General features: G+C 42.1%; 27 protein-coding genes. 20 read left to right on the top strand and 7 right to left on the bottom strand.

Annotated features, from left to right (window positions below):
• Window positions 1–3: 3 nt before the first annotated feature.
• Genes CVS91_RS07865 through ruvX form a run of 3 tightly spaced genes read left to right on the top strand, consistent with a single transcriptional unit; the run spans window position 4 to window position 2,599 of the window.
• Window positions 4–1,452, top strand: coding sequence for a divergent polysaccharide deacetylase family protein (locus CVS91_RS07865; RefSeq protein ID WP_107831442.1), 1,449 nt, complete (start codon window positions 4–6; stop codon window positions 1,450–1,452).
• Window positions 1,449–2,219 (top strand): DNA-processing protein DprA, encoded by a 771-nt coding sequence (gene dprA / locus CVS91_RS07860; RefSeq protein WP_107831440.1) that lies wholly within the window; start codon window positions 1,449–1,451, stop codon window positions 2,217–2,219. The genes CVS91_RS07865 and dprA overlap by 4 nt, the downstream gene beginning before the upstream one ends.
• On the top strand, window positions 2,216–2,599 hold the full coding sequence (gene ruvX, locus CVS91_RS07855; RefSeq protein WP_004317765.1) for a Holliday junction resolvase RuvX: 384 nt from the start codon (window positions 2,216–2,218) through the stop codon (window positions 2,597–2,599). Before dprA ends, ruvX begins: the two co-directional genes overlap by 4 nt.
• Here ruvX and CVS91_RS07850 read toward each other — a convergent pair.
• The 5 genes from CVS91_RS07850 to hemW all read right to left on the bottom strand — a co-directional run bounded on the left by CVS91_RS07850 (window position 2,594) and on the right by hemW (window position 6,667).
• On the bottom strand, window positions 2,594–3,388 hold the full coding sequence (locus tag CVS91_RS07850; protein WP_107831438.1) for a hypothetical protein: 795 nt from the start codon (window positions 3,386–3,388) through the stop codon (window positions 2,594–2,596). The two genes, ruvX and CVS91_RS07850, sit on opposite strands and share 6 nt — an antisense overlap.
• Window positions 3,385–4,407, bottom strand: coding sequence for a tRNA preQ1(34) S-adenosylmethionine ribosyltransferase-isomerase QueA (queA, locus tag CVS91_RS07845; protein ID WP_107831436.1), 1,023 nt, complete (start codon window positions 4,405–4,407; stop codon window positions 3,385–3,387). Before queA ends, CVS91_RS07850 begins: the two co-directional genes overlap by 4 nt.
• Entirely contained in the window at window positions 4,400–5,155 is a 756-nt protein-coding gene (gene tatC / locus CVS91_RS07840) for a twin-arginine translocase subunit TatC (RefSeq protein WP_103634270.1), read from the bottom strand. The genes queA and tatC overlap by 8 nt, the downstream gene beginning before the upstream one ends.
• On the bottom strand, window positions 5,155–5,553 hold the full coding sequence (tatB, locus tag CVS91_RS07835; protein ID WP_012140063.1) for a Sec-independent protein translocase protein TatB: 399 nt from the start codon (window positions 5,551–5,553) through the stop codon (window positions 5,155–5,157). Before tatB ends, tatC begins: the two co-directional genes overlap by 1 nt.
• Before the next feature lie 67 nt (window positions 5,554–5,620).
• Window positions 5,621–6,667: a radical SAM family heme chaperone HemW gene (gene hemW, locus CVS91_RS07825; protein WP_107831434.1), complete on the bottom strand. Its 1,047-nt coding sequence runs from the start codon at window positions 6,665–6,667 to the stop codon at window positions 5,621–5,623.
• A 130-nt stretch (window positions 6,668–6,797) separates the two neighbouring features.
• Between hemW and CVS91_RS07820 the strand changes: the two genes are divergently transcribed.
• The 10 genes from CVS91_RS07820 to cmoA are packed head-to-tail and all read left to right on the top strand — an operon-like array spanning window position 6,798 to window position 15,890.
• On the top strand, window positions 6,798–7,262 hold the full coding sequence (locus CVS91_RS07820; protein ID WP_107831432.1) for an RNA pyrophosphohydrolase: 465 nt from the start codon (window positions 6,798–6,800) through the stop codon (window positions 7,260–7,262).
• The gene (locus CVS91_RS07815) at window positions 7,262–8,461 is read left to right on the top strand and encodes an aspartate kinase (protein ID WP_107831430.1); all 1,200 of its coding nucleotides are present in this window, start codon (window positions 7,262–7,264) and stop codon (window positions 8,459–8,461) included. The genes CVS91_RS07820 and CVS91_RS07815 overlap by 1 nt, the downstream gene beginning before the upstream one ends.
• Entirely contained in the window at window positions 8,461–9,000 is a 540-nt protein-coding gene (locus CVS91_RS07810) for a HobA family DNA replication regulator (protein WP_021087775.1), read from the top strand. Before CVS91_RS07815 ends, CVS91_RS07810 begins: the two co-directional genes overlap by 1 nt.
• Window positions 9,001–9,621: a DNA polymerase III subunit delta' gene (locus CVS91_RS07805; protein ID WP_009294157.1), complete on the top strand. Its 621-nt coding sequence runs from the start codon at window positions 9,001–9,003 to the stop codon at window positions 9,619–9,621.
• The gene (gene folP / locus CVS91_RS07800) at window positions 9,618–10,757 is read left to right on the top strand and encodes a dihydropteroate synthase (protein WP_107831428.1); all 1,140 of its coding nucleotides are present in this window, start codon (window positions 9,618–9,620) and stop codon (window positions 10,755–10,757) included. The genes CVS91_RS07805 and folP overlap by 4 nt, the downstream gene beginning before the upstream one ends.
• A gap of 24 nt (window positions 10,758–10,781) precedes the next feature.
• The gene (locus tag CVS91_RS07795; protein WP_107831426.1) at window positions 10,782–11,642 is read left to right on the top strand and encodes an NADAR family protein; all 861 of its coding nucleotides are present in this window, start codon (window positions 10,782–10,784) and stop codon (window positions 11,640–11,642) included.
• Window positions 11,643–11,683: 41 nt separating this feature from the next.
• Window positions 11,684–13,627, top strand: coding sequence for an NAD-dependent DNA ligase LigA (gene ligA / locus CVS91_RS07790; RefSeq protein ID WP_107831425.1), 1,944 nt, complete (start codon window positions 11,684–11,686; stop codon window positions 13,625–13,627).
• Window positions 13,617–14,330, top strand: coding sequence for a TlyA family RNA methyltransferase (locus CVS91_RS07785; protein ID WP_021084280.1), 714 nt, complete (start codon window positions 13,617–13,619; stop codon window positions 14,328–14,330). The genes ligA and CVS91_RS07785 overlap by 11 nt, the downstream gene beginning before the upstream one ends.
• The gene (locus tag CVS91_RS07780; protein WP_107831423.1) at window positions 14,296–15,189 is read left to right on the top strand and encodes a bifunctional riboflavin kinase/FAD synthetase; all 894 of its coding nucleotides are present in this window, start codon (window positions 14,296–14,298) and stop codon (window positions 15,187–15,189) included. Before CVS91_RS07785 ends, CVS91_RS07780 begins: the two co-directional genes overlap by 35 nt.
• Window positions 15,186–15,890: a carboxy-S-adenosyl-L-methionine synthase CmoA gene (gene cmoA, locus CVS91_RS07775; protein WP_107831421.1), complete on the top strand. Its 705-nt coding sequence runs from the start codon at window positions 15,186–15,188 to the stop codon at window positions 15,888–15,890. The genes CVS91_RS07780 and cmoA overlap by 4 nt, the downstream gene beginning before the upstream one ends.
• Before the next feature lie 257 nt (window positions 15,891–16,147).
• Here the strand turns inward: cmoA and CVS91_RS10715 are convergent, their stop codons facing one another.
• Window positions 16,148–18,424, bottom strand: coding sequence for a molybdopterin oxidoreductase family protein (locus CVS91_RS10715; protein WP_413784156.1), 2,277 nt, complete (start codon window positions 18,422–18,424; stop codon window positions 16,148–16,150).
• 352 nt (window positions 18,425–18,776) lie between these two features.
• On the bottom strand, window positions 18,777–19,049 hold the full coding sequence (gene rpsO, locus CVS91_RS07760) for a 30S ribosomal protein S15 (protein WP_004317763.1): 273 nt from the start codon (window positions 19,047–19,049) through the stop codon (window positions 18,777–18,779).
• A gap of 146 nt (window positions 19,050–19,195) precedes the next feature.
• Between rpsO and CVS91_RS07755 the strand changes: the two genes are divergently transcribed.
• The 7 genes from CVS91_RS07755 to CVS91_RS07725 are packed head-to-tail and all read left to right on the top strand — an operon-like array spanning window position 19,196 to window position 25,704.
• Window positions 19,196–19,600: an Rrf2 family transcriptional regulator gene (locus CVS91_RS07755; protein WP_107831417.1), complete on the top strand. Its 405-nt coding sequence runs from the start codon at window positions 19,196–19,198 to the stop codon at window positions 19,598–19,600.
• 2 nt (window positions 19,601–19,602) lie between these two features.
• Window positions 19,603–21,798 (top strand): flagellar biosynthesis protein FlhA, encoded by a 2,196-nt coding sequence (gene flhA / locus CVS91_RS07750; RefSeq protein ID WP_107831415.1) that lies wholly within the window; start codon window positions 19,603–19,605, stop codon window positions 21,796–21,798.
• Window positions 21,799–21,807: 9 nt separating this feature from the next.
• Window positions 21,808–22,833 (top strand): DHH family phosphoesterase, encoded by a 1,026-nt coding sequence (locus CVS91_RS07745; RefSeq protein ID WP_107831413.1) that lies wholly within the window; start codon window positions 21,808–21,810, stop codon window positions 22,831–22,833.
• Window positions 22,830–23,057, top strand: a complete 228-nt coding sequence (locus tag CVS91_RS07740; RefSeq protein ID WP_002942640.1) for a hypothetical protein — start codon at window positions 22,830–22,832, stop codon at window positions 23,055–23,057. The genes CVS91_RS07745 and CVS91_RS07740 overlap by 4 nt, the downstream gene beginning before the upstream one ends.
• 9 nt (window positions 23,058–23,066) lie before the next feature.
• Complete coding sequence (locus tag CVS91_RS07735) at window positions 23,067–23,477, top strand: tetratricopeptide repeat protein (RefSeq protein WP_107831411.1); 411 nt, start codon at window positions 23,067–23,069, stop codon at window positions 23,475–23,477.
• A gap of 17 nt (window positions 23,478–23,494) precedes the next feature.
• Window positions 23,495–24,424, top strand: a complete 930-nt coding sequence (locus CVS91_RS07730) for an aspartate carbamoyltransferase catalytic subunit (RefSeq protein ID WP_002942659.1) — start codon at window positions 23,495–23,497, stop codon at window positions 24,422–24,424.
• Window positions 24,425–24,426: 2 nt separating this feature from the next.
• Window positions 24,427–25,704, top strand: coding sequence for a dihydroorotase (locus tag CVS91_RS07725; protein ID WP_107831409.1), 1,278 nt, complete (start codon window positions 24,427–24,429; stop codon window positions 25,702–25,704).
• Window positions 25,705–25,881 lie beyond the last annotated feature (177 nt).

Below are 25,881 nucleotides of genomic sequence, written 5' to 3'. Positions count from 1 at the left end.
GCCTTGAGCGAAAAAAAGACTACAAAGAAGCGTCCTGCAAAAAAGAGTGCAGGTCGCTCTCATAATAAAATTTTCCTTGGTATCGGCGTCATTGCTGCCATTTTGATAGTAGCACTTATCGCAGCTCTTAGCATCAAAAACAAAGATGTTGAGCAGATAAGCAAAGTAAATGAGCCAAAGAGCGAGAAACAAATTTCAAAAAAAGCCGAGCAAAAAGTTGCTAGCAAAGATAAAAAACAAGAGTACGAGAAGAGAAAATACCCTCTAAAATTTGATGAAGATGAAAATTTAAGTAAAATTTTTACCGACCCTAAACATAAAAGTGAGCTTGCTCTAAAGCCAAAAACTGAGCCAAAAGAGCAAAAAAAGATAACTCCTGAGATAAAACCTGAAGTAAAAGTAGAAGCTAAAAAAGAAGAGCCAAAAAAAGAGCAAAACGATACGAAAAATCTACTTGCAAATTTATATAAAAATATGCAAAGTAGCGTAGATGTAAGCCATGAAGCAAAGAGCGAAGAAAAGCCAGAATCAAAGGTCGAGCAAGTAATCGAGCCATTTTATGCAGGCAAAAATGAGGCAAAAACAGAGACAAAAATAGAGCAAAACAAAAGCGCTGAAGCAAATTTAAGCGTAAAAGAAAATTTAAAGCATAGTGAAATTTTAAAACCAGAACCTGCTAAAAAAAGTGAGGTTGAGCCTAGCAAAAAAGATAAGAAGCAAATTTACAGCGAAAAACCGCAAAAAGAGAGCGCGAAAAAAGATGACTTTGCTGTTGTGCCATTTACTCCAAATAGCAGCGTAAAAGGGCGTGCTAAGCTAGTGCTAATAATCGATGATGTTGCGACATTTGAGCACGCTAGCATGGTAAAATCAATCGGTCTAAAGATAACTCCGTCCATTTTCCCAGCGACAAAAACTCACCCAGATACGCCAAATATCGCTAGAACATTTGAGTTTTACATGATACATCTGCCGATGCAAGCAAAGCACTTTGATAGCCCAGAGATAGGCACGCTCACGATAAATGAGAGCTTTGAGAGCATGCATGAAAAGATAAAAAAGATACGAAGAGACTTCCCGCGCGCAAAATATACAAACAACCACACAGGATCACGATTTACTAGTGATTATGACGCGATGGACAAGGCTTATAGAGCGCTGATAGAGCAGGGCTTTATCTTTGTTGATAGTAAGACGATCGCTCAAACTGCGGTAGCAAGGGCTGCTAAAAAGTATAATCAGCCTTACATTTCAAGAGATATATTTTTAGATGATGATCCATCGGCTAGTGCGGTTAGGCGAGAGCTTGTAGCTGCTGTAAATTTAGCCAAAAAAAGGGGCTACGCGATCGCCATCGGACACCCAAAGAAAAACACGATCGCGGTGATAAAAGCTAGCAAAAACAATATCTTAAAAGATGTAGAAGTTGTTTATCTAAAAGATATTTTATGAAGCTTGAAATCATCCCAGAGGCGCTAAATAGGCTAAAAAATCCCCCAAAAGAGCTAAATTTCATAGGTGACACCTCGCTTCTTAGCATGCCAAAAGTAGCAGTCGTTGGCTCAAGAAAGGCAAGCGTCTATACAAAAGAGTGTGTCACGGCACTTTGCGCAGCGCTAAAAAGCGCAAATGTCTGCGTGGTAAGTGGTGGGGCTATCGGCGTGGATATCACGGCGCACAAGGCTGCCATGCCACGAACTATCGGTGTTTTTGCAAATGGACTTGACATCATCTATCCAGCTCAAAATAAAGCAGCGATAAGAGAAATTTATGAAAAAGGCTTGGCTCTAAGTGAGTATGACGAGGGTGAGCCGCCGATCGCGTATAGATTTTTAGAGCGAAACCGCATAGTTGTGGGGCTTGCGCAAGCTCTGGTTGTCGCACAAGCTGATCTAAGAAGTGGCTCGATGCAAAGTGCAAGGCTCGCAAATGAGCTTAAAATCCCCGTCTTTGTCCTGCCTCAGCGCATAAATGAGAGCAATGGGACAAATGCTCTGCTAGCTAGCAAAAAGGCCGAGCTTATCGATGATTACGTTAAATTTGCCTCACTTTTTGGCGAGGTAAAAGTGCAAGAAAAAACAAGCGACGAAATATTGAAATTTTGCAAAAATGGCGTTAGCCTTGATGAAGCATTGGCTAAATTTGGCGAGATCATCTATGAGTACGAGCTTGAAGGGCTAGTTGAAATTTCAAATTTAAGAGTAAAAAGCGCACTATGAGAGAGAAATTTATGGCGATCGATGTTGGACTAAAGCGCATAGGGCTTGCTTTTGGCTTTGGCGAGGTCGTGACGCCACTTGAGCCAGTGCTTAGAAAAAACCGCAATCAAGCCGCAAGAGATGTAAGCCAAAAAGTAAATGAATACGCTCCAAACACGCTAGTAGTGGGCGTTCCGATCGGCGGCAGTAGCGAGGACGAGATGAGAAGGCGCATAGAGCACTTTGTCTCGCTTCTTGACGTGCAGGCTAATATCGTCTATCAAGACGAGGCCTTTAGCAGCAGCGAGGCAAGTGAAATTTACACAAACACAAAGCGAGATGGCAGGCTCGATAGCGTCTCAGCCACTATCATCTTAAAGAGATATCTAAAAATTTTATAAATTTCTAGCCACCACCCCTAAAGTCTCGTGCAAGCTATCGCTAGTAAATGGCTGTCTAAGCATAGTCATCTTCTCGCTTTTGATGCTTTTGGCTTCATCCTTGCTGATGATGACGATGTAGAAATTCTTAAGCTTTTGATAAGTTAGCATCTCATCAAGCCTTGTTTTGTCGCTTAGATACTCCTTTTGCACAAAGATGATATCTGGCTTAAAAATGGCATCTTTTATGTGTAAATTTAAACTCTCAAAGCTCTTTTGTTTGCTAAGCTTTAGCCCCGTAAAGCTTAACTCGTGACTGAGCGTTAAAAATAAATTTTCATCATCGCAAGCTATGATCGCATTTTTGCCTAAGAGGCTTGCTATCTCGACGCTTTGCCTTTTAAATGTCCCGCTTTTTGGCAGTGGCACGCTTATGCTTATATTAAAGCCGTCCTCAGTTTCGCTCATCTTGGCATTTAGCTCTTTTAATAGCTCTCCAGCTTCTTTAACTAGCCTCTCATTTGGCTTTTGCGGGCATGAAGTGCATCTTATATGTATGTCAAAATGCACTAAACTTAGGCTATAGCTTACTAGAGTAAAGGATATGAGCAATTTTGAGTTGCTAACGCTATTTAGGTAAAATTTGCTTAAATTTTTGATCGCGCCTATTAGCTTATGCGCTTCAAAGCTTAGATAGCGTGGGTAGTTTGGGTTGTAGTTAAAGACGATGGCGTTATCTCTAGTGGTTGCGTCTTTAAAAAGTGCCTCTAAAAAAAGCTCCATTTGCGCGACAAAATCGACATTTTTCATATCACAAGCATCCCATCGCCATAAGAGTAAAATCTATACTTTTCGCTAACTGCCGTTTCATAAATCCTCATCGTCTCTTCAAGCCCTATGAAGCTAGTAACCAGCATGATCAGCGTTGATTTTGGCAGATGAAAATTTGTTAAAAGGTAGTTTTGTCTGATTGGTCTATTATTTAAATTTAAAAATAGCTTGCAAAAGCCGCTTGTCTGCTTGCTTCTAGCAAACTCCTCCACGCATCTAGTAACCGTCGTGCCAACGCCAAGGATGGGTTTGCTTGAGTTTATGATCTCTTGAGCTTTTTCGCTTAGCTCATAAAACTCAGAGTGCATTTTGTGGTCATTTATGTTTTGGCACTCCACGCCCTTAAATGTCCCAGCACCCACGTGAAGCGTGATGTAGGCGACCTCGTGCTTTGTCTTTATCTGCTCTAGCATCTGCTCGCTAAAGTGCAGGCTAGCTGTCGGAGCTGCGACTGCGCCGCTATTTTTGGCAAATATACTTTGATACCAGCTCTCATCGTCCTTTGTATCAGCCCTTTTTATATATGGTGGAAGCGGGACATGGCCGATCTTTTCTAGCTCGCTAAAAAGGCGCGCCGTATCTAAAATGACGCCATTTTTGGTGAAATTTACCACTCTTGAGCCATCATCATTTAGCTCAAGCACATTTACCTTTATATCATTAGCAAAATTTAAAACGCTACCAACACTTACTCTGCCCCTTATATAGACGCTAAATTTATTATCATTAAGCGGTTGATTTAGCATCACTTCGCAGGCTCCGCCGCTTTGTTTGTGTCCTAAAATGCGAGCCTTAACCACCTTTGTATTGTTAAAAATGACCGCCGCGTCATCTGGGATGAGACTGGCTAGATCTTTAAATTTATAGTGTTTTATCTCTTTTGTTTTTTTAAGATAAACAAGCAGTCTCGCCTCTTCTTTGGGCAAAACTGGCTCTTTTGCGATGAGCTTTTCTGGCAAAAAGTAGTCGTAGCTTGAGATATCGTTTATATCACTCATCGCCCGCGTCGCTGTTTGTGTCGCTATCTTGCTCATCGTCGTCGCTTTTGCCAGCTCTTTTGGCGACGATGATAGAAATTCCATAAAGTCCGATGAGTGGCAGTGCCATTAAAATTTGACTTATAACATCTGGCGGTGTGACGATGGCTGCAAAGATAAAGATGACGACTACTGCGTATCTGAAGTAGTCTTTTAGCATCTTGTCATCGACAAGGCCGATCTTTGCTAAGAAAAATGTAATGACTGGCAGCTCAAATGAAATTCCAAAGCCAATCAGTAGCTTTGTAAAAAAGCCCACGTATTCGCCGATACTTGGCAGTGCCGTAAAGAGCTGACCGCCAAAATTTACCAAAAATGTAAAGCCAAGCGGGATGACCACGTAGTAGCAAAACGCCGCCCCGCACGCAAACATAAATGAAGCAGAGAGGACAAATGGGATCACATATTTTTTTTCATTATCATAAAGTCCAGGTGCGACAAATAGCCAAAACTGCCAAAATATGATAGGCAAAGCAAGCACCAAACCAGCAAAAAAGGCGACCTTCATCGCTGTGAAAAATGGCTCTTGGATCTGTGTAAAGATGATATTTGAGCCAGCTGGCAAGACCTGCTTTAGCGGCTCGCTCATCCATGCAAGCAGTGGATTCCAGAATGTAAAACAGATGCCAAAACAGACAAAAACACTTACTATGCTTATAAAAAGCCTCTTTCTAAGTTCGATCAAATGGGGTCTTAGCTCTTCAAACATCACGCCTCTTTTTTATCGTTTAAGATCGCATCTTTAACTAAATTTGTTGGATTTTGTATATTTTCTACCGTTTTTTTCGTGTCGCTTACGACGTTTTGAATGCTCTCAGTGACGTCGCTTGCGCTTTTCTTGATCTCGTCAAGCTCTTCAAAAGTGAGCTTTTTACGCACGCTTTGAGCGCTTTGGGTTATGCTCTCTTTATATTTTTGAGCGTCCTCTTTAAGCTCGGCTATCTTCATCTCTTGATCAAAAGTTGATTTTGCGTCATTTATGCCTTTTTTAAACATCTTTAGAAATTTGGCGATCTGCACCATAGCGCTTGGCAGCTTGTCAGGGCCCAAAACTAGCACTGCGATCACGGCGATGACCAAGATCTCAGAAAAACTCATTCCAAACATTTTTGCCTCTGTTAAATTTTATTTAAGCTTTGTATTTTATCTTGACTTTGCTCAAATTTTTATAAATTTAGCCCTCGATAAAGAGTGCGATCTCGTCGCTGAGTAAGAAATTTGGGTTGTAAAATTTGCCATTTTTAAAGAGCAGTTTTTCATTTTCTACAAGTAAATTTGCTCTTTTTTTCTGATCCTCATTTAAGCGTCCAGCCTCTACGCCTATGATGCTTCTAAGCCCTAAAAATATATGCTCTCTTGCTAGCTCGCTTTGGCTTAAAATTTCTCTTTCTCTATGCGTTGGCTGCGTAATGTAGGCGTCTATGCTACTTTTGGCGTAGTATCTGGTGCCATCCACAAAGCCCACGCTAAAAGCCCCCACACCAAGGTAGTTTTTGCCCTGCCAGTAGCCAAGATTGTGCTTGCAAATTTGCCCGAAATTTGAAATTTCATATTGCTTAAAGCTAGCCCTCTGTGTCTGCTCTATCATAAATTTAGCCAAAGTGTCGCTATCCTTTTTATAGCTTTTTTTGCCAGCAAATGGGGTGTTTTCTTCAAGTGTGAGGGAGTAGGCACTTAGATGCGTGATAGCAAGACTTTTTAAGCTTTCAACCTCAGCCAAAAGGCGCTTTTTGGTATCAAATTTAGTGTCATAGATGAGGTCTAAATTTATATTTTTAAAGCCAGCTACATGGGCATTTTCAACTGCTTTAAAAATTTGCTCCTTGCTGTGGATGCGCCCTAGAAATTTAAGCTTATCTTCAAAAAAGCTTTGCGCGCCAAAGCTTATGCGGTTTGCGCCTAAATTTTTTACATGCTTTAGCCAAGCCAAATTTGCAGAATTTGGATTTGCTTCAAATGTGATCTCAGTTTTAGCCATGCAAAGTGGAGCTAAAATGCTAAAAATTTCATCATAAAATTTGGCATTTACCGCGCTTGGTGTGCCGCCGCCAAAAAAGATAGTAGAAATTTCTTTTACATTTTGGCTTTTTAGTTGGGAATTTAGATCAAGGCAAAGCGCTTTAAAATAGGCGCTAACCTTCTTAAATTCATCATCGCTTGAGCCAAAGGCACAGTATGGACACTTGCTCTCGCAAAATGGCACGTGGATATAAACTTGCAAATTTCTCTCTTTTTTAAATTTTGGCGATTATAAGAAATTTGGCATTTAGCGCAGTTTAAAAGTAGCTTTTATTTATCTATCTCTTAACTCTTTTTCGTTATCATCTCAAATAAATTTTTTTGGAAAAGACATGCAAAAAAAATATAGACCAAATGTAGCAGCTGTCATTTTGTCTAGCTCTTACCCTTTTAAATGCGAAATTTTAGTCGCAAAAAGGGTTGATATGGACGATATATGGCAGTTTCCTCAAGGTGGCATAGACGAAGGCGAAAGTCCAAAGCAGGCACTAAAAAGGGAGCTTAAAGAGGAGATCGGAACTGATAAATTTGACTTCTTAGAAGAGTATCCTGATTGGCTTAGCTACGACTTTCCATCAAATGCGTCAAAGAAATTTTACCCATTTGATGGGCAGACGCAAAAGTATTTTTTGGTTAGGCTAAAAAACGGTGCGAGCATAAATTTAAAGACCGAGCATCCAGAATTTAGCGAGTATAAATTTGTAGATATCAACAAGGCTTTAGAGGGGATAAATCACTTCAAAAAGCCTATTTATGACAAAGTTTTGAGTTATTTTAAAGAGAAAGGATATTTTTGATGTTAATCGTTCAAAAATTTGGCGGAACTAGCGTAGGCACGCTTGAGCGCATCGAAGCTGTGGCAAACAGGGTCATAGAGACTAAAAACAGCGGCGCTGACGTGGTTGTGGTAGTTTCTGCGATGAGTGGAGTTACAAATCAATTGGTCGAATATAGTGAGTATTTCTCAAAGCACCCAGACGGCGTTGCTACTGATATGCTTTTAAGCTCTGGGGAGCAAGTAACCACCGCGCTTTTGACGATTGCACTTAATGCAAAAGGCTATGCGTGCGTAGGACTAACTGGCGCAATGGCTGGGATAATGACTGATGATGTGCATACAAAAGCTAGGATAGAAAAGATAGACACAACTAGGCTAAAAGCTGAGCTAAAAGCTGGCAGGATCGTCGTCGTAGCAGGCTTTCAAGGCATAGACGACAAAGGTGATATCACTACTCTTGGCAGAGGTGGAAGCGACCTTAGCGCGGTTGCCCTTGCTGGTGCGCTTGAAGCTGATCTGTGTGAAATTTTTACCGACGTTGATGGCGTTTATACGACTGATCCAAGGATAGAAAAAAAGGCAAAAAAGCTAGAAAAGATAAGCTATGACGAGATGCTTGAGCTCGCCTCTGCTGGGGCGAAAGTGCTCCAAAATCGCTCAGTCGAGCTAGCAAAAAAACTAAATGTCAAACTAATCACAAGAAGCAGTTTTAACCACAACGAAGGTACATTAATAGCAAAGGAAGATAATATGGAAGCGGTTTTAGTAAGCGGTATAGCACTAGATAAAAATCAAGCAAGAGTAACTTTAAGAGGCGTAGTCGATAAGCCTGGCATCGCAGCTGAAATTTTCACAGCTCTAGCTCATCAAAATATAAATGTAGATATGATCATCCAAAACGTAGGACACGACGGCACGACAAATTTAGGCTTTACAGTGCCACAAAACGAGCTTGAGCTAGCAAAAGAGACTATGCAAAAGCTCTCAGCTGCAAAACATGTCGAGTATGACGATGCGATCGTGAAAGTCTCGGTTATCGGCGTAGGCATGAAGAGCCACAGCGGCGTAGCATGTCTAGCATTTGAGACGCTTGCAAAAGAGGGGATAAATATCCAGATGATCTCAACAAGCGAGATAAAAATTTCAATGATCGTCGATCAAAAATATGGCGAGCTCGCAGTTCGCGTACTTCACGATGCGTATAAGTTAGATAAATAATGCAAGATTTTATCCAATGGACGCTTGAGACTATAAGAAGCGAAAGATATATGAGCTGGATGGAGGAGAAGCGCGTCGAATGGACGCCTTTGCTTGCATCTAGGCTTAAATTTTTGCTTGATAGCAAGGCTTTTATAGTCATCTGCGACGATGAGCGAGAGTGGTTTGAAAACTATCTTTTAAGAAATATCAACCGCACAAAAAGCGAGCGTCCATTTTTGCCATTTTTTAGCCTAAGATCGCTCTATCCAGCCTTTGACAGCGTTGAGACAAACGAGCAAAAGCAGCTTTTAAAAGATATGCTAAGTCTTGCCTTTCCAAACGGCTACATCTTTTTTTACATCGGCAAAAGCATAGACAAGCGTGCAAATTTAGCTAAGACTGACGAAAACAGCTATATGTGGCTCTTTGATGAGCAGGCGCAAAATAGCTTCACGCTAAGCTCGAGCGATGAAAACTTAGACATCAAACTTCTAAATTTATACAAACTTTTTGACAAGAGCATAGACGCTGTGCTATTTGCTAAGGTGATACTCTAAATGCTAAATAAAATCGTCATAACAAGCGATTTTGAAAATTTAAAAGCCAAGCTTGAAGCCGAGTTTGGCGTAAATAACTTAAGATTTTTTATAAGTGATGATTTTTTACTAGAAAATGCAAAAGAGGTCATCGCCGAAGCCTACATCGCCGAAAAAGATGAGAAAATTTTAGTTATAGAAGCGAAATCTTTTCGCACCGAGGCTCAAAACGCACTTTTAAAGATCATTGAAGAGCCCCCAAGAAATATCAAATTTATAATAGTAACGCAGAGTAAAAATTTACTTCTACCAACGATCAGATCGAGGATGCTCATAGAAAATAAGCTCACCAAAAAGCCAAAAATGAGTGTGGAACTAAATTTAAAATCGCTCAGCCTAAAAGAGCTAACAAGCTTTATCGATCAAAAGATAGCAGAGGAGCAGGCGCAAAAATTTGGCAAAAACGAGCTAAAAGAGCTTGTGGGCGCTATCGTGACAAAGGCGGTTGATAGCGGGTATAAATTTAGCGGCGAGGAGATGGAGTATTTTTTCTCGCTCATCAAGCTTGCCGATCTAAACGCCAAGTCTCACGCCGTTTTGACGCCACTCTTGCTTACTATCTTTGAGAAAGGACGACGTTGAAATTTTATAAGATAAATAACAAAAGCGACTTTGATCAAATTTGCAAGGCCGTCTCGCCAAGTCCGGCTGGTGCGAAGCTCATGCAAGAAAAGAGCGAGATAAATTTTATCTTCATTGGCGAGATAAAGGCCCCAGCGGCAAATATCCTAAAACAAGACGCCCTAAGTGTCGGCGCCGAGCTTGTGACGCACAAAGATACTATTTTAGGGCGCGAGAGCCTAAGCAAAGCCTTGCTAATGGCGACAAACGCGCAGCTTAAAGAGCTGGCTAAAAAAGAGAAGCTACAAGACTTTGGACTTAAAAAGCTTGCAGGTTTTTTAGAGACAAAATTTACAAAGCCCGCTAAGCCTCTTATAATGGGCGTTGCAAATATAAATAGAGATAGTTTTAACGAGCAAAGCCGCATAAATACACAAAATGGCATAGCAAAAATCGAAGCCATGATCGAAGTAGGCGCAGACTATATCGATCTTGGAGGCGTTAGCTCAAGGCCGGGGAGCGAGTATTGCGGACGTGAGGAGGAGTTTAGACGCATAAAAGATATCGTGGAGGAAATTTACAAGCTAAATTTACATGAAAAGGCAAAATTTAGCCTTGATAGCTTTGATCCTTATTGTTTAGAATTTGCGCTAAATCACGGCTTTAAGATGATAAATGACATTACAGCAAATGCCTCTCTTGCCACGCTTGCTGCAAGATACGACGCGCAGTTTTGCATGATGCACATGCAAGGAGACCCTGCCACGATGCAGATTGCGCCAAAGTATAACGACCTAATTGGCGAAATTTCAGACTTTTTTGAGCAAAAGATTGCCCTTGCAAGGGAGCTTGGCGCTAAAAAGATAGTGCTTGATGTGGGTATCGGCTTTGGTAAGACGGCTGAGCAAAATTTACTGCTTATTAAGCATTTGGAGCATTTTTTGAAATTTGGCTGCCCGCTGCTAGTTGGTGCTAGCCGCAAATCAGTCATAAATCACTATTATCCAAGCGAGGTCAAGGAGCGCTTACCAGGTTCGCTTTATCTGCACTTAAAAGCCTTTGAAAACGGCGCTCAGATCATAAGAACGCACGATGTAGCCGAGCACAAGCAGCTTTTTAATATGCACGAGGCGATGAACCAAGCCACGCTTTGGTAGGGCGCTTGGCTAAAAAGAGGCTAGATGAAAAATTTACTTCCACCGCCTTGGATCAAATTTCCAAGTATAGATCCATTTTCCATCGGCTGGAGGATGGGCGCTGGCGAGGATTATAAGTTTAAATTTAATGACTGGCTAAAATCGCTAAGCCAAGATGAACGTAGCGAGTATCAGCAGCTCTTTGCTGAGCCTGCGACGTGGCGTGGATACTGGGATGAGAGGCTAGGCAAGGATGAAAGCACGCTTTTTATAAATAATGGCTTTGTTATAGGCCTTTGGGAGCGTGAGCCTAGATATGATCTAAAATGGCTTAAAAAGCGCTATAACGCTGGCAAGGCGGATAAATTTTTACTATTTTGGGGTCATCAAAAGAGCGCAAATTTAAGTGCCAGCTGCCTTAGTCAGTGGTACGCCTCTAGCTTTTGGGAAGATGAAACTAAATACATTTGCGCCGAGCAATATATGATGGCTAAAAAGGCTCAGTGTTTTGGCGATAAAGAGGCTTTGGGGCAAATTTTATCCGCCAAAGATCCAGCGCAGATGAAGGCGCTTGGCAGGCAGGTGCGTGGCTTTGACGCTAAGGTCTGGGACGAGGTCAAATTTGGCGTCGTGCTAAATGCAAGCTATCTAAAATTTAGTCAAAATGCCCCTTTGCGTGACTTTTTGCTTCAAACTGGGAGTAAAATTTTAGTCGAGGCAAGCCCAGTTGATAAAATTTGGGGCATAGGTTTGGGCGCAAGCGATGAAAATGCGCAAAATCCTATGAAGTGGCGAGGACAAAATTTGCTTGGCTTTGCGCTGATGAGAGCGAGGGACGAGATAGCAAAGGTCTATAAAAATGTCCATTTATGTGACGCCAGAGAGCTAAATTTGGATCATTTATAAAGTATGTTTAAGATAAAATGCGGTGTAAATTTGGAGCAAAAATGACAAAACAAGAGTATGAAAAAGCAGTAGATACGCTAAATGCGTGGGCAAAGGCCTACTACGACGAGGACGAGCCACTTGCAAGCGACGAGGAGTATGACGCGCTATATCATGCGGTTTTAGCCTTCGAGCAGGCAAATCCAAGTGAAATTTCGCTATTTTCGCCGACTAAACGAGTGGGCGGAGGTGTAAAAGAGGGCTTTAGCAAGGCAAGCCACATAAAGCGCATGTGGAGCATGGAGGATATCTTTAGCCTTGGCGAGCTTGATGCGTGGCTAAAGCGTGGCGATAAAGAGAACTTAACCTTTGTTGCTGAGCCAAAATTTGACGGAGCGAGCCTAAATTTACTCTACGAAAATGGCGTTTTAGTTAGGGCGATAACCAGAGGCGACGGCGTTACAGGCGAGGACGTGACGCAAAATGCAAGGACGATAAATTCTGTTTTAAAGAGCATTAGCTACAAAGGGCTCATTGAAATCCGTGGCGAAGTCGTCATAAGAAAAGATGACTTTGAACTATTAAACGCAGAGCGCGCAAAAGAGGGCGAGGCGCCACTTTCAAACCCTAGAAATGCAGCAGCTGGCAGTCTTAGACAGCTTGATAGCGCGGTAACTGCAAAAAGAAAGCTACTTTTCATACCTTGGGGCGTGGGCGAGCAGAGCCTTGGTCTAAAAGATCACAGCGAGGTGATGAAATTTGTGCGAGATCTTGGCTTTGAGAGGGATGAATTTTTCAAAATTTTAAAAAAAGATGAGCTTGAGGCCGCATATAACGAGCTCTTGGCAAATCGCGACTCAAAGAGCGTGATGATGGATGGCATGGTGATACGAGTAAATGACCTTGCTCGCTGTGAGCAGCTGGGCTACACGGTCAAATTTCCAAAATTTATGGTGGCGTTTAAATTCCCAGCCATTGAAAAGGTGACTAGGCTAAGAGATGTCGCACTTCAAGTTGGCAGAAGCGGTGTAGTAACGCCTGTTGGCGTGCTTGATGAGGTAAATATAGATGGTGCTAATGTAAAATCAGCCACCCTTCACAACTTTGACGAGATAGAGCGCCTTGGCGTCATGAAAAACGACTACATCGGCATCATCCGCTCAGGAGATGTGATACCAAAGATCACAAAGGTTTTTAAAGATAGGCGAGATGGCAGCGAGCAAGCGATAGAGAGGCCTAAATTTTGCCCAGTTTGTGGCTCGCACCTGCTTGATGAAGGGGTCTTTGTAAAGTGTCAAAATTTAAGCTGCAGGGCAAGAGTGGTGGGCTCAATAATTCACTACGCATCGAAAAAATGCCTAAATATAGATGGTCTTGGCGATGCGATCGTAAATTTGCTATTTGACAAGGGGCTGATCGCTTGCATAAAAGACATCTACGCCCTTAAATTTGATGATCTCATGGCGCTTGAGGGCTTTAAAGAGAAAAAGGTAAATAACCTTTTAAATGCGATAGAGGCTAGCAAAGGAGCGGAGCTATCGCGCTTTATCACCGGCCTTGGCTGCGAGCACATCGGCGAAGTGGCGGCTAAAAAGCTAGCAAGTAGCTTTGGACTGGGCTGGCTTGATGCTAGCTTTGAGGAGCTTGTCTCGCTTGAGGGCTTTGGCGTGGAGATGGCAAATAGTTTAACCGACTTTGCCGAGGTAAATAGGGACGAAATTTTAGCCCTAAGCCAGATCGTGCAGCCAAGCGTGACGCAGGTGCAGAGCATCTCAAACGCGCTAAGTGGCAAGACGGTCGTGATAACTGGCACGCTAAGTCGCCCAAGAGATGAGATAAAGGCGGAGCTTGAGAGCTTTGGCGCAAAGGTTTCTGGCTCAGTTTCTAAAAAAACGGACTTTGTCCTAGCTGGTGAGGAGGCTGGCAGCAAGCTTGATAAAGCAAATGAGCTAGGCGTGCTGGTGATCGATGAGAGCGAATATGAGAGGCTAAAACTTGAGGTTTGATAACTACGTCGCAAGCGTTTTAAACATAAGTAGAAATAAGGCTAGCGAGCTTATAAAATCTGGCAAGGTGCTTGCAAACGGCGAAATTTGCACCAAGGTTTCAAGCGAGGTTAGCGAGGCTAAAATTTCGCTGCTTGATGAAATTTACGTTGGGCGAGGCGCACTTAAGCTAAAGAGCTTTTTGGAGGCGATGAAATTTGACCTAGCTGGCAAAAACGCACTTGATATCGGCAGCTCAACTGGCGGCTTTATGCAAATTTTGCTTGAGCGTGGCGTAAAGAGTGTGACTGGCGTCGATGTGGGCACTGATCAGCTGGACGCCAGCCTAAGAAGCGACGAGCGAGTGAAAATTTATGAAAAAACTGACGTCAGGGAGTTTGCTAAAACGCACAAAAATGAATTTAACCTCATAACCTGCGACGTGAGCTTTATCTCTTTGGCTGAAATTTTGCCAGCCATTTGCGAGCTAGCAAGCGAGAATTCGCTCATCATCACGCTTTTTAAACCGCAGTTTGAAGTGGGCGTTGGCGTAAAACGCAATAAAAAAGGCGTTGTTACCGACGCTAAGGCTGTAAATTTAGCCATGAAGCGCTTTGAAGTGTTAGCAAGTAGCTTGAAATTTGAACTGATAGCTTGCAAAGAGTGCGAAGTCAAGGGAAAGGAAGGAAATGCCGAGTTTTTCTACGCTTTTAACAAAAGATAACATCACTGCCGTTGCGATAGGGCACTTTGACGGCGTGCATAGGGGGCACAAGCAGCTTTTAAAACAGCTTGGCGAGTTTGGCGGACTTGTCGTCATCGACAAAAACAAAGCCAATATCACGCCAAAGCTAAAGCGAGCCGAGTACTCAAACTATCCTTGTTTTTTGTATGATTTTGAGAGTATAAAAGGACTTAGTGGCGAGGAATTTATCGCACTTTTAAAGCGGGATTTTAAAAATTTAAAAAAGATTGTTGTTGGGTTTGATTTTAGATTTGGCAGAAATAGAGCGTGGGACAAGCACGATCTGAAAAGAATTTTTGATGGCGAGGTGGTCGTCGTTGATGAGGTTTGTTATGACGGCATGGGCGTGCATAGCTCATCCATCAGAGAGCTGATACGCCAAGGCAACATCGATGAGGCAAACAGGCTAATAGGCAGGGAGTACTCGATCGAGGGCAACGTGATAAAAGGGCAGGGCATCGGCGCAAAAGAGCTGGTTGCTACGCTAAATTTAGATATAAAAAGCTATCTTTTGCCGCGCGAAGGCGTCTATGCGACAAGAACGAGGATGGGCTCATACACCTATGGCTCGGTCACTTTTATAGGCAACAGACTTAGCACGGATGGAAATTTTAGTGTCGAGACGCACATCATGGACGAGGTCGCGCCAAAAGTGACGACGCACGTTGCTGTTTGCTTCATAAAACGCCTAAGAGATAATAAAAAATTTAATAATCTTGGCGAGCTAAAAGAGCAGATAAAGCGCGATATAAACGATGCTAGGCAGTGCGTGGGCGTGTGCGATCTCTTTTTTGGAGAGACGATGAGATACTTTGACGGATATGGAGCTGGTATATGAGAGATGAAATTTTTAAAGAGCCTATAAGCAAGCAGTTTGAATTTGATGACTTTGTGGCGAGCGTTTTTGATGATATGATCTCGCGCTCGGTACCATTTTATGATGTGAGCTCAAATTTAAATGCAAAGTTGCTAGCTAAAATTTTGCCAAAAGAGGCAAAAGTGTGCGACCTTGGCTGCTCTACGGCAAATAGCCTGCTTTTGCTAAATAACCTTAGAAACGATCTTGTGCTAAGTGGCGTGGATAACTCTGAGGCGATGCTAGCAAACGCTAAAAACAAAGCAAAGGCGTATGGCGCTAGTATAAATTTCATCCTAGATGACATCACGGAGTGCGAGCTAGAGGGCTTTGACGCTGTTTTGGCAAACTATACTTTGCAGTTTATCAGACCGCCAAAAAGAGCAAATTTGGTGCAAAAAATTTATAACGGACTAAATGAAAATGGAGTTTTTTTATTTAGCGAAAAGATCATCTTTGATGACAAGAAGCTTACAAAAAGCGTCATAGAAATTTACGAGGACTACAAACAGGCGCAAGGCTACTCACGCTACGAGATCGCCCAAAAAAGAGAGGCGCTTGAAAATGTGCTGGTGCCATACACTGAAGAAGAAAATAGAAACTTAGCCCTAAATGCTGGCTTTAAGCGTGTTGAGAGCACGTTTAAATGGGGAAATTTTATGAGCTTTTTGGCGTTTAAGTAAAATTCTCTTTTAAAAAAGCTATTTTTATAGTGCGTGTTTTTATAAAACTAAAGCCCCAAATTCTAATATAAATATGGCTTACATAATGAAAATTTAAAATTAAAGACTAAAAAGCAGCTTTTGATCTACTAAGTAATCGCCTGAAGCTTATCAAATCAATCAAAACAAATATAAAAATAAGTGATATCTTTGGGTTTATAAAACTAGAAATTTAAATTTAGTAGTAAAGAATTTTAGCGGGAGTTACCCCGCCAAATTTACTCATTTATCGCTGCGTTTCCGTGGTGGTGGAAGTCATCGTAGATGATCTTTGAAGTTTGGAATTTCTCGCGTTTTAGCTCGCGAACTCGTAAAAATTCCTCTTCATCGATCTTTTTGATCTGGATAGCTGCTTTAAATGTCGGAGTCTTGCTGATGTAGTCCCAACCGCTGCTTGTTAGCTCGTTGCAAGAGCTCTCCCAGTAGTGGAAGGTCATCTGGATGATGCCATCAGGCACGATGTCAGTCACTTCAGCTTTTACGACGATGTAGCCGTATCTACTCCAAGCTTTGATGAAGTCGCCTTGTTTTAGCCCGTATCTCTCTGCAAGCGCTGGGCTCATCTCAGCGATAGGTCCGATGCTATCTCCGCCCTCTTCGATGGCACGTGAGCGTCTTGTCATGGTGCCAACTGTGTATTGATAAACTTTTCTTGTAGTTAAAAGCTGTATCGGATACTCAGCGTCAGTCTTCTCATCGACTGAACCAGCCATGATAGGATACTCTGGTGACATATTCATCTTCTTAGCAAACGCAAGTTTTGCGCTCTCGATCTCATCAGCCTTATCCACAAATAAGCAAGGCACGAAGCGGCCTTTACCATCAGGGGTAAAGAATTTCTTATCAAGATAGAGGCTCTGACCGCCCATATCATCTTCAGTTGGGCATGGCCAGTGAAGTCCGTGGTATTTTTTGATGCGGTAGTAGCTCATGCCGCCGTAGCGTCTAGGGTCGCATTTTCTAACTTCTTCCCAAATTTCTTCTGGAGAGCTAAAATTAAAGCCCTCTGTTGCACCTAAACGACGTGCGATCTCGCAAACGATCCACCAGTCTTGTCTAGCATCTCCTGGAGGCGTGATGACTGCTTCGTTGTGCTGGACACGGCGCTCTGCATTTGTGTAAAGACCCTCTTTTTCGCTGCTTGCCACGCCAGGGAGAACGACATCGGCTTTTAGTGATGTTTCAGTTAAAAATAGATCTTGAACCACGTAGAAATCGACATTTGCTATGCCTTTTAAGAAGTGGTTTGTATTTGGCTCAGAGATGACTGGGTTTTCGCCGATGGTCCAGAAGAAATGCACTCTGCCATCAAGTATCGCATCAGGCACTTCAGTTTTATGGATGCCTATCTTTGAGTTTAAAAATCCAGGCTCAAGGTGCCACATTTTCTCAAACCAAGCTCTTTGCTCTGGGTCGGTGACTGAGCCAAGATTTGGAAAGATATTTGGCAAAACGCCCATATCGCAGCAGCCTTGAACGTTCTCTTGACCTCTAAGCGGCAAGTCGCCTGTGCCAAGCTCGCAGATATTACCAGTGATCAAGAATAAATTTGATACGTCACAAACTCCGCCAACGCCGTGGTTGAAGTGAGTTACGCCCATGCCGTGAGTGATGACGGCTGGTTTTGTCGTAGCGTACATTCTTGCAGCTGCTCTGATATCCTCTGGATTTAGCCTTGTGTATTTAGCTACAACTTCTGGGGCATAGTCTTTTACAGCTTCTTTGACGTACTCGATACCTATTGTGTGATCTCTTACAAATTCCTCATTTACAAGACCTTCTTCGATGATAGTGTAAAGAAGTGCGTTGATAACTGGGATGTTGTGCTCGGGCTCTAGTTGTAAATGGATGTCAGCTCTACTTGCAAACTCAGTCTTGATAGGGTCGATAACGATCAGTTTTGCACCGCGGTTTAGCGCTCTTTGGATGTGCATAGCTGCTATTGGGTGACCATTTTCTGGATTTGAGCCTATCATTAATATACAGTTACTATAAGTGCCAATCTCTGTAAAGCTATTTGTGGCAGCTCCGTTTCCGATTGTTTTAGCAAGTCCTGCTACTGTCGGAGCGTGTCAAATTCTAGCGCAGTGATCGACGTTGTTTGTGCCTATAACTGCGCGCATTAGCTTTTGAGCGACGTAGTTGTCCTCTAATGTACAGCGTGCTGAGAAGTTTCCTGCTAATGAGTCAGGACCGTATTTCTCTTTGGCTTCTTTCATCTTTTCTACGACAAGATCAAGCGCCTCGTCCCAGCTAGCCTCTTCAAATTCACCGTCCTTTGAAAAAACGCCGTTTTTCTTTCTAATAAGCGGCTTTGTAAGTCTATCTGGACTTGCAACGTAGTCCCAGCCATAAAAGCCTTTTAAACATAAATTTCCTTGATTGACTGGATTGTCTTCGACGCCAGTAGCGGCACGAACGACGTTGTTTTCCACATGCAAGGTTACTTGACAGCCTGTCCCGCAATAAGGACAGATGACTTTGCCTTCTTTCATCACTTTCTCCTTCTAACTATGCATTTTTTGCATATTTATTTTGAGTAATATTACTAGCGCGAAACTTAATCTTTTATGAAAAATTCTTTATTTAAAAAATAAATTTTAATTTTAAGTTATATTTTATATAAAAATTAAAAAGCCGAATATATAGGAATTTAAAAAATATGCTAAATTTGCATGAATTTCTAAAATTTATCAAATGAAAAGTAAAATGTATAAATTTAACACAAAAGCTAAAATTGTTAAATTAATTTAACATATTTACGAAAAAGTGAAATTTAAATGAAAAGAAGTTGTAAATTTAAAAGAGTTAGAAATTTAAAAGGAGAGCAGATCGCTCTCCATGGGATTATTTATCTCTTAAGCCAAGCTCAGAGATTAGTTTTGAATATGTAGTGTAGTCTTTGTTTTTAAGATACTTTAAAAGTCTTTTTCTTTGACCAACTAGTTTCAAAAGACCTAAACGTGATGAAAAGTCTTTTTTGAAAATTTTAAGGTGTTCTGTAAGTTCAGTTATTCTAGCTGTTAAAAGAGCTATTTGAACTTCTGGAGAGCCTGTATCTCCCTCTTTTCTAGCGAATTTCGCAACTATTTGAGCTTTTTTAGCCGAATCCAAAGCCATGATGACCTCCTGATTGGTGAATTTTGGAAGAGCGATTATAGCATTTAAAACATAAAATTAGATAAAACGGCGCTTTTTAAAAATTAATGAAAAATGCAGTAAAAATTTAATAAAATTAGGGCTATTTAAAGAGTTAAGGAAGATAAATGCTTTTTACAAAGGCAAGCGAATACGCTCTACTTTCGCTTATTTTAATATCTCAAAAATCATCGCCAGTTGATGTCGATACGATCTCAAATGAGCTTAAAATTTCAAAAAGCTTTCTGGCAAAAATTTTACAAAATTTAGCAAAAGATGGAGTTTTAAAGTCATTTAAAGGAGCAAATGGCGGTTTTGCACTAAACGGCGAACCTGAAAATTTAAGTATAAAAAAGATAATAGAATGCGCCGAAAAGCGCGAGCTAAGCGTTTTTGAGTGCTCATCTTCAGCACTTGGTTGCCCATCAAACAAAGCTTCAAGCTGTCAAATTTGGTCAATGTTTAGCGGTCTTCAAGGCAAGATCGACGAGATGCTTGACGCGATCAAACTAAGTGACATCATTAAGAAGTAAAGTTGGCAAAGCAAAAAAATAATATTTTGACTCTTGTCGCACCGTTTCTTGCGCCGATTGTCAAATTTAAAAGTCTTAGCATCGTTGGCATCATCGTTGCCATCCTTGCTATCATCATCGTGCCGCTTCCAAGCGCGGTGCTTGACTTTTTCTTGGCACTTTCGATCTCGATTTCGGTGCTTATTATTTTGATCTCTATTTACGTGCCAAAACCAACTGACCTTAGCACCTTTCCGACACTCATTCTCATCATCACACTTTTTCGCCTCTCGCTAAACATAGCAACCACGCGTATGATATTAAGCGAGGGTCACAACGGCCCAGAAGCGGTCAGTGAGATCATCTCAAGCTTTGGAAATTTCGTTGTTGGTGGCAACTTTGTCATCGGCACCATCGTATTTTGTATCTTGGTGCTCATAAATTTCATGGTCGTAACAAAGGGTTCAACCCGTGTGAGCGAGGTGCAAGCTCGTTTTACACTTGATGCGATGCCTGGTAAGCAAATGGCGATAGATGCGGATCTAAACGCAGGTCTAATAGACGAAAAAACAGCGCGTGAAAGACGTCAAGCCATCATCGGCGAGGCAAATTTTTATGGCGCGATGGATGGTTCGTCTAAATTTATAAAAGGTGACGCCGTAGCCGGTATCATCATCACTATCATAAACATCATCGGCGGCTTTGCTATTGGCTCATTTCAGCACGGCCTTGATATGGCGACATCGGCTCAGTACTATACGATCTTAACTATCGGTGATGGCCTTGTTAGCCAGATACCTGGACTTATCACTTCAACAGCGACCGCCATCATCATCACAAGGGCCAGCAAAGACGACGAGGACTTTGCAGAGGGCACGCTAAATCAGCTATTAGGTGATTATAAAACCTTGCTGATAGTGGGCTTTATATTATTTATGTTTGCCCTTGTGCCAGGACTTCCGACGCTCTCGCTTGGCTTTATAGCGCTGCTATTTTTGGGGCTTGGCTACATCATCAAGCAGACCAAAGATGGCGGGCTAAATTTAAACCTTGCGCCAAAAGAGAAAACTGCTTCTAAAAAAGCTGGAGCCGCTTCGCCAAGTGGGGCAGGGGCAGCAGCTGCAAGTGGTGGGGCTGCTAAGGCTCCAAAGAAGAGCGACGAAGAGATTGCAAGAGAAGAAGAGACTAAGATAAATGACATCTTAAAGCTTGAAATTTTAGAGCTTGATCTAGGATATGGCCTGCTAAAGCTAGCTGACGTGGATCTGATAGAAAGAATTCGCGCTATGAGGCGAAATATCGCTTCAAGTCTTGGCTTTTTGATGCCAAAGATAAGGATCCGCGACAACCTCCAGCTACCGCCAAACGAGTACCGCTTCAAGCTAAAAGGCATCGTGATCGGTCAGGGAGAAATTTATGCGGATAAATTTCTAGCGATGGATAGCGGACTAGTGAGCGAAGATATCGAGGGTATTCCGACAAAAGAGCCAGCTTTTGGGCTAGACGCTCTTTGGATCGATGCTAGTGTCAAAGAGGACGCTATCCTTAGTGGCTACACGATAGTTGATCCTGCAAGCGTCATCTCAACGCACATGAGCGAGCTTATCAAGCAAAACGCAGCCGAGCTTCTAACTCGCCAAGAGACGCAAAATTTACTAGATAAACTAAAGATCGACTACCCAGTCGTGGTCGAGGATACGCTAAGGATCGCACCTATAAATTTGATCCAAAAGGTCTTAAAAACGCTGCTTAAAGACAATATCCCGATCAAAGACCTACTTAGTATACTTGAAGCCATCAGTGACATCGCCGAGGTTAGTAAAAATTTAGATATGATCATCGAGCACGTGCGTGCAGCGCTTTCACGCGTCATCACTTCGCTTTATGTAGATGAAAATGGACAGCTAAATTTTTATATCCTAGACACCGCCGCACAGCAAAAGCTCATGGACGCGGTGCAGTATAAAGACGGCGCCTATCACCTGATGATAAACGTAGCGCAAACATCATCGATCGTGCAAGCACTTAGGCGTGAAAAAGAGAAGCGACCGATGAGCCAGCACGGAGAAATGGTGCTTTGCGTGGAGCCAAGCTTGCGCAAATTTATAGCAAATATCTGCGCAAATTTCGCCATCGATATAGTGGTTCTAAGCTTTGCCGAGATCTCGGCAAATACGCCATTTGAAACAGTTGGCGTCATAGAAATAGAAAATTTATAAAGGAAAAAGATGAAAATTTATCACCTCTCGCACACCGATCTTGACGGATACGGCGCGCAATACATAACAAATTTTTACTTCAAAGATGTGAAATTTCTAAACTCAAACTACGGCAGAGAGATAGATGATAAATTTGCTCAAATTCTATCTGAGATAGATGCCTCAAACGATGATAAAAACGTTATTTTAATTACCGATCTAAATTTAAGTTTAGCTCAGTGTGAGAGCTTTGAGGAGATGATAGATGGTAAAAATATAAAGCTATTTTTGCTAGATCATCACCAAAGCGGCGCCGAGTGCGCGAGCGCTTACTCATGGTATTTTTTAGATAGTTCAAGGTGCGCTACAAAGATCACTTACGACTTTTTTGCGGGCATTTTTGGTCAAAACAAGGAGCTTGAAATTTTTAGTGATGTCGTAAATGCCGTGGATATCTGGCTAAAAGATGATAAAAATTTCGAGATGGGTAAGGTCTGCTTGGGGCTTGTGGCAAACGCCAAAGAGATAAATAAAGTGATGTTTGAAGCTGAAAACAACCTCTATATGGATCATATCTTAAAAGAAGCTAGCAAATTTTTTAACGAGAAAAACGACTACATAGGCCTTGATATGCAGGTGCATGCCATAAAGAAGTCATTTTTCAAAGAGGATAGAGACGATACGCTAAGCAATCTAATCTCAAACTACGTCGTAAAAAAACTTAGTGAAAATAAAGAGAAATTTAGCATAAGCTATAAAGATCATAAAGGAATTTTAACCTACAATGTCGGCAATGTTTCTGTTATCGGCAACGACTTTTTGGTGGCAAATCCTGAATTTGACTTCTTTATCGACGTGACAAATAAAAAAACGCTAAGCTTTCGCGCAAATGGCAAGCTAGACGTTAGCGCCATGGCAAAACACCTAGTTGGCGGTGGCGGACACGTGAACGCTAGCGGCGGGCTGTTTGCAAATTTCAAAGATGGCTTTAGCTATGAGCCGATCAAGGCGCAGATAGTTGATCTAATAACTAAAAAAACACAGGAGGAGATATGAAAGAAGAAGAGGTAAGCGTAGAGGAGCTTAGCTACGAGCTTAGCATGGTGCTTGAAGCGATGTTTTACTATGCTGGCGTGAAAAAAGATAAGCTTGAAGAGGCGGCAAATCTCTATGTAGAGTGCATCGACGATGCGTTAGAGAACTCTGACGCTAGCGGTAGCGACGAGGTTATAGAGATAGTTGAATATATGAAAAAACACCATCCAAAGTTATTTAAATAAGGAGAAAATATGAAGAAAATTTTAGTTTTAGCGGTAGCACTTTTTGCACTAAATGCAATGGCAAATGAAAATTTAGACAAGGCAAATGAGCTTTATGCAAAGAAAAATTTTGAAGAAGCCTACCTTTACTTTAATAAAGCATGCGGAGAGGGCGAGAAAAAGGCTTGCACGATGAATGCTATTATGCTATTTAACGGCGACGGCGTGGCAAAAGATAGAGCTCAGGCTGAGAAAATTTTTACAAAAATGTGCGACGAAAATGAGGGCATGGCGTGCGAAAAGCTAGGCGAAATGACAGCTTATGGCCTTATAAAAGACAAAGATGATAATGAAGCAAAAAGCGAAGAGAAGGCAAAAGCTTTGTTTAAAAAAGCTTGCGACAACGGCTACAAACCAGCTTGTGACTTTGTAACAAAATAGATCAAAAAGGGCTTAAAATGGGCTACAAACATAAAGATTTGATAGGAACTAGAGAGCTTAGCAAGGAAGAAATTTTATATTTTCTAGAGGCGGCAAAAGAGTTTAAGGAGCTAAATTTAAGCCAAGTGAAAAAAAATGACTACCTTCGTGGAAAGACCACGATCAACGCATTTTATGAAAACTCGACAAGAACTAGAACATCCTTTGAGATCGCAGCAAAGAGGCTTGGAGCTGATACGATAAATTTCAGCTCGTCAAGCTCTAGCGTGACAAAGGGTGAGAGCCTAAATGACACGATGAATAACATGGCTGCTATGAGAACTGATATCATCGTGCTTCGTCACCCAAGCTCTGGAGCGGCGAAATTTGCAGCTGATAGGACAGAAGCTAGTGTCGTAAATGCAGGGGATGGCACAAATGAGCACCCAAGCCAAGCTCTGCTTGATCTTTTCACACTAAGAGAGCATGGCAAAATTTTGGATAAAAACCTAAATGTGGCGATCATCGGCGACATCGCTAGAAGCCGCGTGGCAAGGTCTGACATCTGGGCGATGAAGAAATTTGGCATAAATTTAAAGCTCTTTGCGCCAAGGATGATGATGCCAAAAGATGCTGAGGTATTTGAATCTCAAATTTGCAAAAATATGGAGGAGGCTTGCGAGGGCAGCGACGTCATCATCATGCTTCGCATCCAACTAGAGCGTGGCGGTGCGGACGTGGCGTTTCCAAGCTCGAGAGAGTACTCGAAATTCTTTGGACTAAATAAAAATAGGATAAAGCTAGCAAAGCCTGACGCGATCGTGCTGCACCCAGGACCGATAAATAGGGGTGTGGAGTTAAATTCAGACGTGGCTGATGGCACGCACTCAGTCATACTAAATCAAGTTGAAAACGGCGTTGCTATAAGAATGGCGATACTAAATACGCTTGCAAAAAATAGGGGCTAACGATGAAAATAGCAATAATTAACGGCACTATCGTAAATAGCGACGAGAAATTTAAGGCAAATATCCTAATAGAAAACGGCAAAATAGCCAAAATCGGAAGTGAGAAATTTGAGGCTGATAAGGTCATAGACGCTACAAATAAGCTCGTCATGCCAGGACTTATCGACATGCACGTGCATTTTCGCGATCCTGGTCAAGAGTATAAAGACGACATCATCTCAGGCTCGCAGGCGGCCGTTGCTGGAGGAGTGACCACCTGCCTTTGCATGGCAAATACAAACCCAGTAAATGACAACGCCTCGATCACAAGAGCGATGATAGAAAAGGCTAAAAACTGCGGACTGATCGATCTTTTGCCAATCGCAGCCATTAGCAAAGGGCTTGGCGGCAACGAGATCGTTGAGATGGGCGATCTTATAGAGGCTGGCGCAGTTGCATTTAGCGACGACGGCCTACCAGTGACTAGCTCAAGCGTGATGAGAGCGGCACTTGAGTACTCAAGTATGTTTAACAGCTTTTGCATAAGCCACTCAGAGGACTGCTCGCTTTGCAGGCAGGGCGTCATGCACGAGGGCAAGGTCTCAGCCATACTTGGACTTCGCGGCATGGCGAGAGAGAAAGAGGAGATCGCAGTGAGCCGTGATATGCTGCTTGCAAAGCTCACCAAAGCGCACATCCACATCGCTCACGTAAGCTCGGAGTACTCGCTAAAGATCATCGAAATGGGTAAAAAAGAGGGCATAAACATCACTTGCGAGGCGACACCTCACCACTTTAGCTTTAGCGACGATGAAATTTTGAAAAACGCCTACGATACAAATTTCAAAATGTCGCCGCCACTTCGCGAGATAAGCGACGTAAAAGCGGTGAGAGAGGCACTAAAAAGCGGTCTTATAGACGTTATCGCCACCGATCATGCCCCACACCATACAGATGAAAAGATAGTGGAATTTGACAAGGCGCCATTTGGCATCATCGGACTTCAAACCCTTGTGCCACTCACTCTTAAGCTCGTAAATGAGGGCGTTATAAGCTTAGAGCACATGGTGGAGCTAACATCTACAAATGCAGCTAAGATGCTAAATTTAAAAGATAAGGGCAGGCTTGCAGAGGGCATGCTAGCTGACATCGCGGTGATAGACCCTGAGATCGAGTACATTTATGATGAAAAGATAAACCGCTCAAAATCGGTAAATTCTCCACTTTTTGGCAAAAAGCTAAAAGGCGCAGCGACTACTACTATAAAAAGTGGCAAGATCGTTTATGAGTTTGGTAAATAATCTAAATTTGCTCGTGCTTGCGGGTAAATTTACTTTAGTTGCTTTGAGATATAAAATTTGCTAGAAATTTCTAGCAAATTTTACTTTTTTATGAGTTATATTTTTTAACTATACCGCGAACGACTTTTTCTATAAAAAGTGCAGAATCCACTTCACAGTGCTCTCTTGTAGAGTGAG

Origin of the sequence: Campylobacter concisus (assembly GCF_003048985.1) — a bacterium.
Classification (GTDB): Bacteria; Campylobacterota; Campylobacteria; order Campylobacterales; family Campylobacteraceae; genus Campylobacter_A; species Campylobacter_A concisus_AY.
This window is presented reverse-complemented; position numbering and strand designations above follow the sequence as displayed.

Excerpts from the sequence above, each read along its gene's own strand:
- CVS91_RS07820 (WP_107831432.1), top strand. The coding sequence starts at position 6,798 with ATGCAAAAAAAATATAGACCAAATGTAGCAGCTGTCATTTTGTCTAGC.
- ruvX (WP_004317765.1), top strand. The coding sequence starts at position 2,216 with ATGAGAGAGAAATTTATGGCGATCGATGTTGGACTAAAGCGCATAGGG.
- CVS91_RS07815 (WP_107831430.1), top strand. The coding sequence starts at position 7,262 with ATGTTAATCGTTCAAAAATTTGGCGGAACTAGCGTAGGCACGCTTGAG.
- cmoA (WP_107831421.1), top strand. The coding sequence starts at position 15,186 with ATGAGAGATGAAATTTTTAAAGAGCCTATAAGCAAGCAGTTTGAATTT.
- CVS91_RS07735 (WP_107831411.1), top strand. The coding sequence starts at position 23,067 with ATGAAGAAAATTTTAGTTTTAGCGGTAGCACTTTTTGCACTAAATGCA.
- ligA (WP_107831425.1), top strand. The coding sequence starts at position 11,684 with ATGACAAAACAAGAGTATGAAAAAGCAGTAGATACGCTAAATGCGTGG.
- CVS91_RS07805 (WP_009294157.1), top strand. The coding sequence starts at position 9,001 with ATGCTAAATAAAATCGTCATAACAAGCGATTTTGAAAATTTAAAAGCC.
- CVS91_RS07755 (WP_107831417.1), top strand. The coding sequence starts at position 19,196 with ATGCTTTTTACAAAGGCAAGCGAATACGCTCTACTTTCGCTTATTTTA.
- CVS91_RS07810 (WP_021087775.1), top strand. The coding sequence starts at position 8,461 with ATGCAAGATTTTATCCAATGGACGCTTGAGACTATAAGAAGCGAAAGA.
- CVS91_RS07745 (WP_107831413.1), top strand. The coding sequence starts at position 21,808 with ATGAAAATTTATCACCTCTCGCACACCGATCTTGACGGATACGGCGCG.
- CVS91_RS07850 (WP_107831438.1), bottom strand. The coding sequence starts at position 3,388 with ATGAAAAATGTCGATTTTGTCGCGCAAATGGAGCTTTTTTTAGAGGCA.
- tatC (WP_103634270.1), bottom strand. The coding sequence starts at position 5,155 with ATGTTTGAAGAGCTAAGACCCCATTTGATCGAACTTAGAAAGAGGCTT.
- CVS91_RS07780 (WP_107831423.1), top strand. The coding sequence starts at position 14,296 with ATGCCGAGTTTTTCTACGCTTTTAACAAAAGATAACATCACTGCCGTT.
- CVS91_RS07795 (WP_107831426.1), top strand. The coding sequence starts at position 10,782 with ATGAAAAATTTACTTCCACCGCCTTGGATCAAATTTCCAAGTATAGAT.
- CVS91_RS07740 (WP_002942640.1), top strand. The coding sequence starts at position 22,830 with ATGAAAGAAGAAGAGGTAAGCGTAGAGGAGCTTAGCTACGAGCTTAGC.
- CVS91_RS07725 (WP_107831409.1), top strand. The coding sequence starts at position 24,427 with ATGAAAATAGCAATAATTAACGGCACTATCGTAAATAGCGACGAGAAA.
- queA (WP_107831436.1), bottom strand. The coding sequence starts at position 4,407 with ATGAGTGATATAAACGATATCTCAAGCTACGACTACTTTTTGCCAGAA.
- CVS91_RS07730 (WP_002942659.1), top strand. The coding sequence starts at position 23,495 with ATGGGCTACAAACATAAAGATTTGATAGGAACTAGAGAGCTTAGCAAG.
- dprA (WP_107831440.1), top strand. The coding sequence starts at position 1,449 with ATGAAGCTTGAAATCATCCCAGAGGCGCTAAATAGGCTAAAAAATCCC.
- tatB (WP_012140063.1), bottom strand. The coding sequence starts at position 5,553 with ATGTTTGGAATGAGTTTTTCTGAGATCTTGGTCATCGCCGTGATCGCA.
- rpsO (WP_004317763.1), bottom strand. The coding sequence starts at position 19,049 with ATGGCTTTGGATTCGGCTAAAAAAGCTCAAATAGTTGCGAAATTCGCT.